Here is a 14,494-nt window from a genome sequence, read left to right as displayed (position 1 = left end):
GGACACCCGCCAGATGCAGACACTCGTCGCCATCGACGATACCGGCAGCTTCGCCGCCGCCGCACGGATCGTGAACCTGACCGCGTCTGCGATCAGCCAGCAGATTCAGGCGCTTGAGGCGGAACTGGGCGCGTCGCTCTTCGACCGGACAAAGCGACCTCCTCAGCTGAACGCCAAGGGCGACGAAGTGGTGCGCGCGGCCCGGCAGATGCTGCAGATCATGGTCGAGACCCGCGCTGCGATTTCCGGCGGCCGCACGGGCGGAGTTCTTGGATTCGGGGCGATCCGCACATTTTCCACGCGCCTCGTGCCCGAGGCTTTTTCGCGGATGCGCGATGCGCATCCCAACCTGTCGTTCAACTTGCAGGTCGGAATGTCCGAAACGCTGATGTCGCACGTGGCATCGGGCCGGCTGGACGCGGCCGTGGTCGCCGACAATGTGGGCGTGTCGCCGGGGCTGGTCTGGACGCCGATCCTGTCCGAGCCGCTGATGCTGGTGGCCCCGGCCGCGCTGGCCGGCGCGACCGAGCGGCAGCTGTTCCGCCGGCTGCCCTTCATCCGCTACGAAACGCAGGTGCCGCTGGCGCGCCAGATCGAGACCGAGCTTTCGGACATGGGCGTTCCCGTGCGCGAGATCGCCGTCGCCAACACGATGCCCTCGGTGGTGGGCTGCGTGATCGCCGGTCTCGGCGTTGCCGTGGTGCCGAAGATCGCGCTGCTGGACGCGCCCGCGGGCGGGCTTTACGTGCAGCCCTTCGGTGGCGCCCGCATCACCCGGCGCGTAGGGCTGGTTCGGCGGCAGATTTCTTCGCGCTCCGATGTGCTGGACCACATGCGCGACGCGCTGCGTGCCCAGGCCGAAAACCTGGGGCTGGACGCGTTGCCCGCAGAGGAAGCCGCGACGGCGCCGGCCTGAGGCGCCGCCGCCGCGACGCGATCAGGATCCGCGGTCCTCGGCACCCTCGCTTCCGCCTTCGGCCTCGCGATCCGCGTCGTGCAGGCGCAGGGTCTGCGTCCTGCCCGACTTGCTTTCGCCCAGGTAGATGGTGCGGTGCGGGAAGGGGATCTCGATGCCGCGTTCGTCGAAGATGCGCTTGATGAGGCCGTTGTAGGCCCTGCCGACACCCCATTGCTTGCCCGGCAGCGTCTTGATCCGGGCGCGCAGGACCACCGCGCTGTCGCCCAGCGATTGCAGGCCGAACCATTCCAGTTCGCCAATGATAGTCGGGCTGTGTTCGGGGTCCTTCATCAACTCGTCGAAGGCATCGAACATCGCCTTGCGCGCCTCGTCCGTATCCTCGCGGTAGGCGATGCCCATGTCCGCGAGGTGATAGGCGAAGTCGCGCATGAAGTTCGACACCATGTCGACCGACGAGAACGGGATGATGTGGTAGGTGCCGTTGAGATCGCGCAGCGAGACCGAGCGCACGGTCAGCTTCTCCACCACGCCGGACGTGCCGCCTACGCTGACCACGTCGCCCACGTTCATGGCGTTGTCGAACTGGATGAACACACCGGTGATGATGTCCTGCACCAGCTTCTGCGCACCAAAGCCGATGGCCAGGCCCAGCACACCGGCAGAGGCGATCAGCGGCCCGATGTTCAGGCCCAGTTCGGACAGGGTGAACATCAGCGTCAGGATGATCAGCGCGATGATGGCGGCATTGCGCGCCAGCGCCAGTAGCGTCGTCTCGCGCGCCGTCGGGATCGAGCCGTAATCGGGGTTCAGCCGGTAATCGACCCACGAATTGATCGCGAGCCAGATCAGCGCCGCCGCCAGAAGGATCAGCAGCACGGTCACCAGCCGGCCGGACAGGTTCAAGCCGAACTCGGTCCCGATCCAGCGGCTGGTGTCGAACAGGCCGATTGCGTCCAGTGTGTAGGCCAGCACCAGCACCGCCACGATGATGCGCAGCACGTTGATGATCTTCGGCACGATCGCGTTCAGTCGCGGCTCGAGCAGGGGAAGGCGCAGGCGCAGCTCTTCGGGGATGCGGATGCCCGAACGCAGCCAGCGCCCCAGCGCGCCCTGGATCACGGACCCGACCAGCACGGCGGCCAGCACCTGAAGCGAGGTGAACAGGTAGTCGATCACCCGCCAGGTCGGCTGGGTCACGACGGCGACGAACATGAAAGCCAGGTATGCCAAAGCGAACCAGTGCCAGTTGCGCATCAGTGTCGCCAGCGCACCGTTCTGCTTCTCCGGCGGTTCGCGCTCGGGCAGCGGTCCTGTCTCGACCAGTTCGCCATCGCCTTCGGGTGCGGGTGCGGCCTCGAACGTGGTGGCGGGCCGATGCGCCTCATCCACGGGCGCTTCTTGAGCCTCCGCGCCGACCATCGTGGTGACGGTGCCGTCCTCGGCCTCGACCCGCGACGGCGCGGCGGCATCGCGCTCGGGGGCGATGCGGCGCAGCAGCCAGCCTGCCACCGGCTCGCGGTGGCGCAGCACGATCCAGACGACGAACAGCAGCGCGACCAGCGAAAGCACCGCCGACACCGCGATTCCCGCGGCGTAGGACAGGTTGCGGTTCATGATCGGCACGACCAGAAGCTGGCCGTAGCCCAGCACGCTGATCACCACGTTGGCGTAGCGGTTGAGCAGGATCGCCGCGCGGTCCGAGAGCCGGATCATTCGCAGCCCGGCGGTGGTGGGCGACACGACGGCGCGGACGGCGACCTTCACCATCTCGACCAGCAGGAAAGCGTTGAGATACAGCGCCTGGCGAAAGTCTATCCGGGCGTAATCGCCCAGCAGCAACAGCGTGATCGCGTATCCCAGCGCCCATGCGGCCAGCACGATGGCGGCGTCGATCGCGACGGAGCCGATGAAGATCAGCGCGGTGTTGACCATGTTGGCCTGCGCGGCACGGGCGCCCAGCCGCTGGAATGGCCGCCGCAGCAGCGCGCGCAGTGTGGCGAAGACCGCGACGGTGATCAGGATGATCAGAAACAGGCTTTGCAACGACTGCAACAGCACGCTCAGTTCGTCGCCGGAAAAGCCGCCGAGCACGGTGCCGTTGCCGCCGCGAACGCTTTCGGCGATCCGCGAAACCTGCGCGACCGTGGCCTGCGCCAGCCCTTGCGTGAACTCGGCGATCTGCGTTCCCAGAGACGGTCCGCGTTCGACGGCAAGTGCGGGCGCACCCTCGTCGAGCATTTCGGCGATCTCGCCGGCGGCCCCCTGCTGCGCGGCCTGAAGCGCCTCCAGCAGGCGGGCGCGCGCCTCGTCGTCCTGCAACACGCCCACCAGCGCATCGATCGCCTCGGCGGGCAAGGCCGCTTCCGGAGGTGCCGCCTCGGCCGGTGCCGCGGGAGTCTCCGGCGCGGTCTCTTGCGCCAGCGCAGGTATCGCGGCGCCGAGGGCGCATACCGTGAACACCGCTGCCAACAAGGTCTGGGTCAATCCGCCGACCCGGCGTCGCGCGTTGCGCATGGTGTGTCGCCTCCTGCTGAGAACGGGCCGGACGTTTGGGTGCAGGCCCTGATCCTTCGGTCACATGTGCCTTGGCCGCGTCTGCGCTTGCGCATTGGTGGCCGGATTTTGCCCGCTTCGGTACCCTGCGTCAGCGGGAAGGGCAACCGCGGGACGCTGCCGGCACAGGCGCAAGCGGGCCCGCAACAGGCGTTGCGGGGGCCGCACCCAAGGTTCCGATTGCGTTACATGGCGGCCAAAGCGGAAAGAATTCTTTACCAGTTTTCGGCACTGCGCTAAATCTGACGGGACCTTACGCAACGACGTCGGGTCCGACCGCCCCGGAGCGGTGTTCAAACTGGGAGGAAGACATGACGAATCGTTTATCGCGCCGCAGGGCGTTGACCGGTCTTGCCGGCATGGGCGCGGCGGGCCTTGCCGCACCGCACATCGCCACCGCGCAGGGACAGACGACCAACTGGAAGATCCAGACCAGCTGGCCCGGCGGCGCCGGCCTGCAGATCTTCCGCGACTGGTGCGCCAGCATCGAGGAGAAGACCGACGGGCAGCTGTCGTTCACGCCCTTCGGCGCCAACGACGTGGTCGGCGACTTCCAGCTGTACGACGCGGTCAAGAACGGCGTTCTTGACGCGGTGAACCCGTTCACGATCTACGTCCAAGGGATCATCCCGGCCGGTGTCTTCCTGTCGTCCTTCCCGCTGGGCCTGCGCAACCCGCACGAATACGACACCTTCTATTACGGTCTCGGCGGGCTCGAGATCGCGCGCGAGCTTTATGCGCGACAGGGCATGCACTATGTCGGCCCCGTCCACCACGGCCCGAACATCATTCACTCGAAGGTGCCGATCCGCTCCATCGACGACTTCCGCGGCCGCAAGATGCGTCTGCCGGGCGGAATGGTCGCCGACGTGTTCAACGAACTGGGCGCGGAGACCACGGTTCTTCCGGGGTCCGAGATCTTCCCGGCGCTGGAGCGCGGCACGATCGACGTGGCCGACTACGTGGGCCCGGCGGTGAACTACGCGCTCGGCTTCAGCCAGGTGACCGATTACATCGTGATGGGCCCTCCGGGTTTCATGTCGGTCTACCAGCCGGTGGACATGATGGACATCACCGTCGGCCAGCAGGCCTGGGACGCGCTGTCGCCCGAGATGAAGCAGTTCGTCGAGATGGAGACACACGCCTATTCCGACATGCACCACGCCGCGATTCAGGCCGCCGACCAGGAAGCCTGGGGCAAGTTCGAGGCGGACGGCACCGAGATCACGCGCTTGAGCCAGGACGACGTCGAACTGATGACCGAAGTGGCGGTGCCGATCTGGTTCGAATACGCCAACCGCGACAAGGACAGCGCGCGCGTGTTCAAGATCATTCTCGACTACATGCAGTCGGGCAGCCTGGGCTACGTCGATCCGTCCCTGACCGAGGACTATTCGCTGGATCTGTAATCCTTCGCTCCTGACCCGAAGAAGACGGGCCCGCGCCGCGTGCGCGGGCCCTGCCGTCTGGCGGCTTTCGCCATTTCGTCCACCGTTACGATGAGAGGGGTTCCATGCCCAGTCTCGACTTTTCCCTGCCCCATTGGGCATATTGGGCCGGGTTGATCATCTTTCCGCTGATCGCCATGACGCTGGCCAACCGCCCGCGCAGCCTCGAACGCCGGCGCTACGGCCTTGGCCTGAGCTACTTCATCCTCGTGACCGGCGGCATGCTCGGCCTGCACAGGCTTTACCTGCGCAACCTCTGGGGCCTCGCCTTCATCCCCGTCTTCCTGGTGATCCTGTTCGCCAACGCCCAGGGACAGGACGCGCGCACCGTGGTCTCGGACGCCGACAACACGGTGCGCCTGGCAGAAAGCGTGCTCGAGCGCGAGACCGGCCGCGTCGAGAGCGCCCGGGCCGAGTTGCCGGCCATGGAGCGGGCGCTCGACGAGGCGCTGGCCGAGGATCCGGAATCCTTCGCCGTGCGCCGCGCCGAGCGCAACATCGAGCGCGCGCAGACGCGCATCGAAGAAGGCGTTGCGCGCATAGAGGAAGCAGAGACGGCCCTCGAAACCTCGCGGCCTGCCGCGCTGCGGGCGGCCGGGGATCTGGCGTACTGGGGCACGGTCGCCCGCTGGGCGTTCTACGTGCTGCTGGTCGCCATGGCGATCGACGCGGTACAGATGAATCGCCTGGTCAAGCAGGCGAATGCCAAGCTTCCCGCGCACGAGGAGATGTCCGGTGCGGAGATCGCCCTGAAGAGGCTCGAGGAGAGCGAGCGCAAGGAGGATGCCGACTACGTCTCGACGGGTTGGACTGGAATCCTCGACCGCATTTCGCTCAACGCCGGCGAGTTCGTCGCCTACTGGGCGGTGATCGCGGTCTTCGTCTACTACTTCGAGGTGGTCAGCCGCTACGTCTTCGGCTCGCCGACCAATTGGGCGCATGAATCCATGTACCTGATGTTCGGCATGCAATACCTGATCGCAGGCGCCTACGCGATGCTGACCGAGGACCACGTGCGGGTCGACATCTTCTACGCGCCGCTGTCGCGCCGCCGGAAGGCTTGGGTCGACCTGTTCACCTCGATCTTCTTCTTCATCTTCGCCTTCACGCTGCTGTTCACGTCTTGGCGTTTTGCACTGGACGCCAACGCGGTCGCCACCGGCAACAGTCTGGTCAGCGAATGGGCGCGCGGCGACGTGGGGTTCCTCGAGATGCTGGGCAACTGGACGTCGCAGCAATGGACCGACCCGAACATCCGCTGGGGCGAGATCAGCTTCAACGAATGGGAGGTTCCTCTTTGGCCGATGAAATGGGTCATGGTGATCGGCGGTCTGCTTCTGGTGCTGCAGGGCGTTTCGAAACTTGCGCAGGATATCCGCGCGATCTCGCGGGGAGAGTAATCCATGGGTCTTGATATCGGTATCGAGCTTCTCACGCTCATCATGTTCGGCAGCCTGCTCGCGCTGCTGATGGCCGGCCTGCCGCTGGCCTTCGTGACCGGCGGCCTAGCTTGCGTCTTCCTGTGGGTGCTGGGCGATGCACGCGCGCTCAACATCGTGCCGTCGCGGATTTTCCCGCTGATGACGAACTATCAGCTTTCGGCCATCCCGCTGTTCATCTTCATGGCGGCGATGCTGGAACGCGCGGGCATCATCAACGAGATGTTCGACGTCATCTACAAGGTGCTGGGCGGCGTGAAGGGCGGCCTTGCCGCTGCCACGATCCTGGCCTCGACGGTGCTGGCGGCGATGGTCGGCGTGATCGGCGCCGCGGTGGTGACCATGGGCATCATCGCGCTACCGGCCATGCTGGCGCGGAAATACGATCCCAAGATCGCCATGGGCTCGATCATGGCGGGGGGCACGCTGGGCATCCTGATCCCGCCGTCGATCCTTGCGATCATCTATGCCGTGGTGGCCGAGCAATCGGTGGGCGAACTGTTCATCGGCGCGGTCATCCCCGGCCTTCTGCTGTCGGGCATGTATATCGGCTACGTCGTCCTGCGCGCGACGATCAACCCCAAGCTCGGTCCGCCCATCCCGCTGGCCGAGCGCATTACGACCCGCGAGAAGATCCAGCTGATGGGCAACATGGCCGCGCCGATCGCGCTGATCGCCATCGTGCTGGGCGTGATCTTCAGCGGCGTCGCGACCCCGGTCGAGGCGGCCGGCATCGGCACCTTCGGCGCCTTCATCGTCGCCGCCATCCATCGCAAGCTGGATTGGCAGACGGTGCGCGAGGCCTCGCTGACCACGCTCAAGGCCAGCGCGATGGTCATCTGGATCATGTTCGGCGCGACGATCTTCGTCGGGCTCTACGTTCTGGAGGGCGGCCAGCAATTCGTGCAGGGCGCGCTGGAGGCCACCGGCTTCGGCCCGTGGGGCATCCTGATCATCATGATGATCGTGCTGGTGGTGCTGGGCATGTTCCTCGACTGGGTCGGGATCCTGCTGCTGTGCGTGCCGATCTTCGTTCCGATCATCCGCGCCATGGGGCCCGAAAGCTTCGGCCTCGGCTCCGAGGCGGATCTCGTGCTGTGGTTCGGCGTGCTCTACCTGGTCAACATGCAGATGAGCTTCCTTTCGCCGCCCTTCGGCTATGCACTGTTCTACCTGCGCGGTGTGGCGCCCGCCGAGATCCCGATGTCGGACATCTTCAAGTCCGCACTGCCGTTCCTGTTCCTGCAGGTGGTCGGGCTGGTCCTGTGCATGATCTTCCCGCAGATCATCACTTGGCTGCCGAGGTTGGTCTACGGCTGACGAACCCACGCATGGGTCACGAGAACCGGCCGTCCGCGCAAGCGGGCGGCCTTTTTCCTGCGGCCTTGCCGCGCCTGCCCCGGTGCGGCAAGACGATGCGCGCGCGCCCGCCATGCGCCACCACTCGACACCGCTGTCATTCGAGGATCATCATGCCCATCCGCAACCGTTTCGCCGAACTGCACCCCGAGATCACCGCTTGGCGGCGCGACCTGCACGAGAACCCGGAACTGGGCTTCGACCTGCCGCGCACCTCTAGGATCGTTGCGGAAAAGCTGCGCGAGTTCGGCTGCGACGAGTTGGTGACCGGCATAGGCCGCACCGGGGTCGTCGGCCTGATCCACGGGCGCGGCGGCGCCGGTGGCCGCACCATCGCCCTGCGCGCCGACATGGACGCGCTGCCGATCGTCGAGGCTACGGGCGTGCCGCACGCGTCCAAGGCCGCGGGCAAGATGCACGCCTGCGGCCATGACGGCCACACCGCAATGCTGCTGGGCGCGGCGAAATACCTCGCCGAGACGCGCAACTTCCACGGCACCGTCGCGGTTGTCTTCCAACCCGCCGAAGAAGGCGATGCCGGCGCGCGGGCGATGGTTCAGGACGGGCTGATCGACCGCTTCGGCATCTCCGAGATCTACGGCATGCACAACTCGCCACTGGTGCCCAAGGGCCAGTTCGCCATCCGCGCGGGTGCCTTCTACGCCGCTGTGGACAGCTTCCACATCGCCGTGCGCGGGCGCGGCGGCCACGCGGCGCGACCCAACAGCACGATCGATACCACGCTGGCGGCCTCGGCCATCGTGATGGCGCTGCAATCGGTGGTCTCGCGCAACGTCGATCCTCAGCAGGCGGTCGTCGTGTCGGTCACGTCGTTCCGCACCGAATCCGAGGCGTTCAACGTGATCCCCGAACACGCCCTGTTGCGCGGCACGGTCCGGAGCTTCGACATGGATGTCCGCGCCGAGGTGTTGAGACGCGTCGAGCAGATCGCGAAGCTGACCGCCGAAAGCTATGGCGCCACAGCGGAATTCGGCTTTGACGAGGAATCCTACCCGGTCATGGCGAACCACGAGGCAGAGACTGCGCATTGCGTCGCCGCCGCGACCGACGTGGCGGGCGCTTGCGTGGATGACGCGCCGCGCACCTCGGGAGCCGAGGACTTCGCCTTCATGCTCGAGGCCTGCCCGGGCGCATACATCCAGTTGGGCACCGGTGACGGGCCCGGGCTGCACCACCCGGAATATGATTTCAGCGACGACGTGATCCCGGTCGGATGCTCGTACTGGGTGACACTGGCGGAAAGCCGGCTGCGCGGCTGAACCTTGGCTCAGACACGCTCGGTGCTGGCACGCACCATCAACTTAAACCCCAGGTCGCGGATCGGCGGTGCGACGTCGCCGTCCCACAGCCGCGTCGCGATCATCGACAACGCGGCCGCCCCAATCTCGCGCCGGGGCGTTCGCACGGAAGTCAGCGCCGGAAACGCCGCCGCCATCACGTCAAGGTCGTTGAAGCCGCAGATGCCGATCTCGCGCCCCACCGACAGCCCCGCGCGCTGCGCCGCGAAGAGCGCGCCCAACGCAAGATCGTCGTCGTTGCACAACACGGCGTCCGCGTCCGGGGCGTATTGCCTCAATCGCCGGAACAGGGTGCTTCCCATGCCCACGCTGGACGGTTTCGGCGTCGTCACGACGCGCGCCCGGTGCGCAAGGCCAGCCTCTGCCATCGCTTCGCGATAGCCCGCAAGGCGGCGTTCCGTTCGCGGGTCTATCCGCGCGCCGATGAAGGCCGGAGCGTGATATCCCCGCGCCAGAAGATGCCCGGTCGCGGTGCGCGCCGCCGCGTGGTGCGAAAAACCCACCTGCATGTCGACCGGATTCTCGGTCAGGTCCATGATCTGCACGACCGGGCATTCCGCCCGTTCCAACGCAGCGCGCGCTGCGGACGACTGGTCTATTCCGGCGAGGATCAGCCCCGCGGGCCGCTGTCCCAGATGAATGCGGATGAGCCGCTCTTCGGTGGCCGCGTCGCTCCGTGTGTTCCCCAGTTGAAGGGTATAGGGCGTCGCGGCGACCGCGTCGTACAGCCCGTCCAGAAGATCGCCGAACACCGCATCCGCGACGGACGGGATCAGCACGCCGATCACGCCGCTGCGCCGGGAAGCCAGCGCGCTGGCGGCGGTATCAGAAACATAGCCGAGTTCCTGGACGGCCTGCATGATGCGGGCGCGAAGCCCTTCCGACACCATGGCGGGGCGGCGCAGGGCGCGGCTGACGGATATCGTCGAGGTTCCCGCATGTGCGGCGACATCCACAAGCGTGGCACGCTTAAGGACGGGCGGGGCGGGCGAGGGCGCTGCGCGGTCGGGCATTAGCGGCATTCTATCCTTGACCGATGATTGCGCTGTCAATAACCCGTGCGCCTGTAAGGGCGAAGTCATGCGCGCGCTGCGCTCTGAGCCGGAGCAGCGCATTAGCGTGCAGGGGAGGCAGTGGATGCAGCAGGACGGTTCGTATCCACACGATCCGGGCGCCTGGTCCGCACGGTCGGTTCTGGTGATGGGCGTTTGCGGCACCGGAAAGTCCACGATCGGCAAGGCGCTGGCCGAGGCCCTCGGGGCCGCGTTCCTCGATGCGGACGATTATCACGCACCCGATGCCGTTGCCCGGATGAGGCGGGGAGAGCCCCTGACGGACGCGCATCGCTGGGCTTGGCTGGACCGTATCGCAGATGCCGCCGCCGCGGTTCCCGGACGGGCGGTGATCGGCTGTTCGGCGCTCAAGCGAGCATATCGCGATCGGCTGTCGGCGCGGCTCGGACCATTGTGCATCGTGTACTTGCACGGTGACCGCGCGCTGGTCTCGCGGCGGATGGCGGGCCGGCCCGACCACTTCATGCCCCGGTCGCTTATAGACAGCCAGTTCGGCGATCTCGAACCACCGCGCGGCGCCGACGTGCTGCGAACGGACATCGACCGCCCGATCTCGGACATCGTCGCCGAGGCATGTGCCTTCGCCGGCGGGGCCGCGCGTAGAGGGGCCTGACGCGCCACGACCACGGTCCCCTGATCGCGCCGACGCGATTTCGCTCAAATACACAGCACTTTGGCAGCCGTTGCAGCGGGGCAACGCCACCTCGCGTTAAACCCGTGGCAATGCTCAAGGACTAGCGTCCGGGTTCGATCCGCCGGCAACAGCGCGCCGGCTTGCAACGGTACGTCCGATCCCGCCGTGCCTTACAATACCCGGAGAAGTCCATGATGCCCTCGACGAAAGATGCCATGTTCAACGTTCGGTCCGTTTTCGTGAAATGCGCGGCGCTGATGGCGCTGACGACGATCGTCGTCGCCGGCGGCATGGCCTGGGTGGCGTTCTCTACAGTGCAGAACAGGGCTCACGCGGCGATTGTCAAGCAGGCCGATCAACTGGTGCCGCCCTACACCAACGCCCTGGTCACCCCCATGCGCTTCGGTGTGGAGGAGAAGATCGTTCAGACGGTCCAGGAAGCCTTGGACGCCGCCCACGAGTCCGGCCTTGCCGCGCTGGCGATAGGGGCTGACGGCGTCGTCATCGGCATGGCCGGCGACGAGACCGCTCATGCCGAGCTGACGACGCTGGCTAGGCAAAGCCTGTCCGAGCGCGGCCCCGCGCGCGGCGACAACGGCCTCCTGCTCGCGGTGCCCATCCGGCCCGATGCAGGTGCCGAACCGATGGGTGTGCTGGCGATGGCCATGCGCGCGGACGTGGCACAACCGATGATCCGGCGCGATAAGGCTCTGATCGCCGCTGTCGCGGCGGGACTCTTCGTGGTGATGATGGCGCTGACGCTGTGGGCGCTCCGGCGTGTTCTGGGCAAGCCGCTGACGGAGCTGCGCGGCGCCGTCGCTCGGATTGGTGCGGGCGATTACAATACGGAGATGCCATTGACCGGCCACGCGGATGAGCTTGGCGCCATGGCGCGCGATCTCGAGGGTATGATCGCGATGCTCAGGAAGGGCCGGGCGGCCGACGAGATCCGCCGGCGTGAGGCCGAGGCTCAGGTCAAGGTCGTCGCCAGCCTAGGCGACGGACTCGACGCGCTGGCCCACGGGATCCTGACGAAGCGGCTGTCCGACGCGTTCCCGCAGGAATACGAGGCGCTTCGCCAGAACTTCAACCGCGCCATCGACAGCCTGCACGACGTGATCGCCGCGGTGACCGGAAACACGCAGAGCATCAGCCGCAACGCGGAGGAGATTGCCGAAGCCGCGGATGAGTTGTCGGGGCGCACCGAAACGCAGGCCGCCACACTCGAGCAGAGCGCCGCGGCGCTCGACCAACTGCTGGCAAGCGTGCGTTCCGCAGCCAGCAACGCCACCGAAGCCGACCGAGCGGTCGGTTTCGCCCGCGAGAAGGCCGCGCGCAACGACGAGATCATGCGCGCCGCCATGTCCGCCATGGGCGCGATCGAGAAATCGTCCGACAAGATCGCCGACATCATCACGGTCATCGACGACATCGCGTTCCAGACCAACCTGCTGGCGCTGAACGCGGGCGTCGAGGCGGCCCGCGCCGGAGAATCCGGCAAGGGCTTCGCAGTGGTCGCGTCCGAGGTGCGGACCCTGGCGCAGCGCAGTTCGGAAGCGGCCCACCAGATCAAGGACCTGATCCTCGGCTCGTCGGTGCAGGTGAAGAAAGGTGCCCAGCTCGTCGAAGAGGCCGGGACGGCCCTCGGCGCGGTGGTCGAGCAGATCGGCGAGATCTCGAACCTTATGTCGGGAATCGCCGCAGGCGCGGCAGAGCAGTCCCAAGGCCTGAACGAGATCAACACCGGCGTCGGCGATCTGGACAAGGTGACCCAGCAGAACGCAGCGATGGTGCAGAGCAGTGCGACAACCGCACACCGTCTGCGCTCGGAGGCGGGCACCATGACGCAGCTCGTCAGCCGGTTCCAGATCGACCGGTCGCGCATTCGCAGTGCGGAGGAGGGGACTTGGCAGGCTGAAGCCGCCGCGTCCGCGCCACCGTCAGTCAGTCAGCGCCGCCAGGCGGGCTGAGACCGGCGCGAATCCAGCGTCGGCAGCACCGAGAGATTGTGCAAGGGTTCGAGACCCCTTGCACAGTCAGCCCGAGACGTCATGGCGTCCGGCGGACGAAAAGGGACCGGCAAATTCCTGCACGTCGCGGACCTGCACCTCGACTCGCCTTTGCGGACGCAGGCGCTGCGCAATCCAGCGATGGGCGAGAATCTGCGCGCGGCGTCGCGTCAGGTGCTGGGCAAGCTCGTCGATGCCGCTATCGCCGAGGATGTGGACGCGGTTCTGCTCGCGGGCGACACGTTCGACCGCGGTGTGGCCGACGTGGTCAGCCGCGCCGCCCTGGCGACCGAGTTGGCGCGGCTGTGGCGCGCGCGCATCCCCGCGGTGCTGATCCAAGGCAACCACGACGCGCTGCTGGACCTCGACCGCTACGGTCCGGTGTCCGACGCGCTGCATATCCTGACGCCGGACGCGCCAACCGTGACGATTGGTGACGCCGCGATACACGGCGTGGGCTTTTCCGCCGTGCACATGCCCGAAAGCTTGCTGCCGCGTTATCCGTCTCCAGAACCCGGCCGCGTGAATGTCGGGCTGATGCATACGTCGCTCGGCGGCGCGCCGGGTCACGATCCCTACGCGCCCTGTGGCCTGAGCGATCTGCTGAGCCACGGCTATGAATACTGGGCCCTTGGCCACATTCACAAGCGCGCCGTCTATCGCGACGAGGGGCGCATGGCGGTGATGCCGGGAATCCCGCAAGGCCGCAGCGTGCGCGAGACCGAGGGCGGCTCGGCCACGCTCGTCACGCTCGACCTCGACGGGCCACGCATTTGCGAGATCCCGCTGGACATCCTTCGTTTCGTGCGCGTGCCGGTCAATTTCGCCGGCGCCACCGACCAGGCCGGGCGGGACGCTCGGCTGCGCGTCCAGGCACGCCGTGCGGCCGAGACGCGGATCGGCCTCATTGCGGCGGCGGGCGCGATGCGGCGCCTGCGCGAGGAGCGTCGGGGCTTCATGCTGGACGCGACGCAGGCCGCCTTCGTGCGGATGACGGGGGGCGAGTGGGAGCGACTCGAGACACGGCCGGCGGGTGCGCATGAGCGCCTTGTCGGGATCCGCAACGGCGCGGCAGTCGGCGCGGACGCGATGTCGACGGGCACGCGCGCGCAGCTATACCTGGCGCTGCGGGTGGCGGGGCATGCCGACTTTGTCGCGCGCAATGGGCCGCTGCCGTTCATCGCCGATGACGTGCTGGAAACCTTTGACGACACGCGCGCCCGCGCGACGCTGGCGCTGATGGCCGAGATGGGGCGGCTGGGTCAGGCGGTCATGTTTACACATCATCGCCACCTGGTGGCGATGGCGCAGGCCGAAATCCCAGATCTGCGCGTGATAGAGCTGACCTAGGGTCTTGGTTCGAGACTGGGGAATGGTCGTGGTCAGCGGCCCGATGGCACCGGCCGGTTTGGACATCCGCACAAGGCGGACCCGAGGCTAAGCGACGGGCTACCCGATCTGCGGGTGTTGCCCTATTTGCCGGTCTTGCCCGACTTCGCGGATTTCGCTGCTTTTGCAGCCTTGCCTGAACCCGCCTTATCCGAAGTCGCCTTGTCGGCCGCCGGTTCGGCACCTTCCTGTTCAAGGCGCGCGGCGCGCAGAGCGGCCGTCTTGGCGTCGCGTGCGGCGCCTTCGTCGCGGATGATTTCGCGTGCAGCGCGGTCGGTCGCGTCGGCCTTCGTTTCCTGGCGCGTCGGTCGCTGCGGCGGCGGCGGGCCTTCTGGCAACATGGTCCTGCCTT

Annotated in this window: 11 protein-coding genes; 8 read left to right on the top strand and 3 right to left on the bottom strand. The window is 66.9% G+C overall.

Annotated elements, in window-relative coordinates; all coding sequences use genetic code 11:
• Window positions 1–13 precede the first annotated feature (13 nt).
• Window positions 14–916 (top strand): LysR family transcriptional regulator, encoded by a 903-nt coding sequence (locus tag BLW27_RS08590; protein WP_245710819.1) that lies wholly within the window; start codon window positions 14–16, stop codon window positions 914–916.
• A gap of 21 nt (window positions 917–937) precedes the next feature.
• On the opposite strand, the gene BLW27_RS08585 is transcribed toward BLW27_RS08590, so the two are convergent.
• Complete coding sequence (locus tag BLW27_RS08585; protein WP_177177852.1) at window positions 938–3,433, bottom strand: mechanosensitive ion channel domain-containing protein; 2,496 nt, start codon at window positions 3,431–3,433, stop codon at window positions 938–940.
• A 350-nt stretch (window positions 3,434–3,783) separates the two neighbouring features.
• On the opposite strand from BLW27_RS08585, the gene dctP reads away from it, so the two are divergent.
• The 4 genes from dctP to BLW27_RS08565 all read left to right on the top strand — a co-directional run bounded on the left by dctP (window position 3,784) and on the right by BLW27_RS08565 (window position 8,998).
• Complete coding sequence (gene dctP / locus BLW27_RS08580) at window positions 3,784–4,881, top strand: TRAP transporter substrate-binding protein DctP (RefSeq protein WP_089882197.1); 1,098 nt, start codon at window positions 3,784–3,786, stop codon at window positions 4,879–4,881.
• 104 nt (window positions 4,882–4,985) lie between these two features.
• Entirely contained in the window at window positions 4,986–6,320 is a 1,335-nt protein-coding gene (locus BLW27_RS08575) for a TRAP transporter small permease subunit (RefSeq protein WP_089882196.1), read from the top strand.
• Window positions 6,321–6,323: 3 nt separating this feature from the next.
• A complete protein-coding gene (locus BLW27_RS08570) occupies window positions 6,324–7,679 on the top strand; it encodes a TRAP transporter large permease (RefSeq protein ID WP_089882194.1) in 1,356 nt (451 codons plus the stop codon).
• A 152-nt stretch (window positions 7,680–7,831) separates the two neighbouring features.
• Window positions 7,832–8,998: a M20 aminoacylase family protein gene (locus BLW27_RS08565; RefSeq protein ID WP_089882192.1), complete on the top strand. Its 1,167-nt coding sequence runs from the start codon at window positions 7,832–7,834 to the stop codon at window positions 8,996–8,998.
• Window positions 8,999–9,006: 8 nt separating this feature from the next.
• Here the strand turns inward: BLW27_RS08565 and BLW27_RS08560 are convergent, their stop codons facing one another.
• The gene (locus BLW27_RS08560) at window positions 9,007–10,050 is read right to left on the bottom strand and encodes a LacI family DNA-binding transcriptional regulator (protein ID WP_089882190.1); all 1,044 of its coding nucleotides are present in this window, start codon (window positions 10,048–10,050) and stop codon (window positions 9,007–9,009) included.
• A 124-nt stretch (window positions 10,051–10,174) separates the two neighbouring features.
• On the opposite strand from BLW27_RS08560, the gene BLW27_RS08555 reads away from it, so the two are divergent.
• The 3 genes from BLW27_RS08555 (at window position 10,175) to BLW27_RS08545 (ending at window position 14,103) form a co-directional block, all read left to right on the top strand.
• The gene (locus BLW27_RS08555; protein ID WP_245710818.1) at window positions 10,175–10,723 is read left to right on the top strand and encodes a gluconokinase; all 549 of its coding nucleotides are present in this window, start codon (window positions 10,175–10,177) and stop codon (window positions 10,721–10,723) included.
• Between the two features lie 212 nt (window positions 10,724–10,935).
• Window positions 10,936–12,714, top strand: coding sequence for a methyl-accepting chemotaxis protein (locus BLW27_RS08550; protein WP_089882188.1), 1,779 nt, complete (start codon window positions 10,936–10,938; stop codon window positions 12,712–12,714).
• Between the two features lie 81 nt (window positions 12,715–12,795).
• Window positions 12,796–14,103 (top strand): DNA repair exonuclease, encoded by a 1,308-nt coding sequence (locus BLW27_RS08545; protein WP_089882186.1) that lies wholly within the window; start codon window positions 12,796–12,798, stop codon window positions 14,101–14,103.
• A gap of 122 nt (window positions 14,104–14,225) precedes the next feature.
• Here BLW27_RS08545 and BLW27_RS08540 read toward each other — a convergent pair whose 3' ends face one another.
• Window positions 14,226–14,483 (bottom strand): hypothetical protein, encoded by a 258-nt coding sequence (locus tag BLW27_RS08540; protein ID WP_143042224.1) that lies wholly within the window; start codon window positions 14,481–14,483, stop codon window positions 14,226–14,228.
• Between the last annotated feature and the right edge of the window lie 11 nt (window positions 14,484–14,494).

It is taken from the genome of Citreimonas salinaria (assembly GCF_900107235.1).
GTDB classification, from domain to species: domain Bacteria; phylum Pseudomonadota; class Alphaproteobacteria; order Rhodobacterales; family Rhodobacteraceae; genus Citreimonas; species Citreimonas salinaria.
This window is presented reverse-complemented; position numbering and strand designations above follow the sequence as displayed.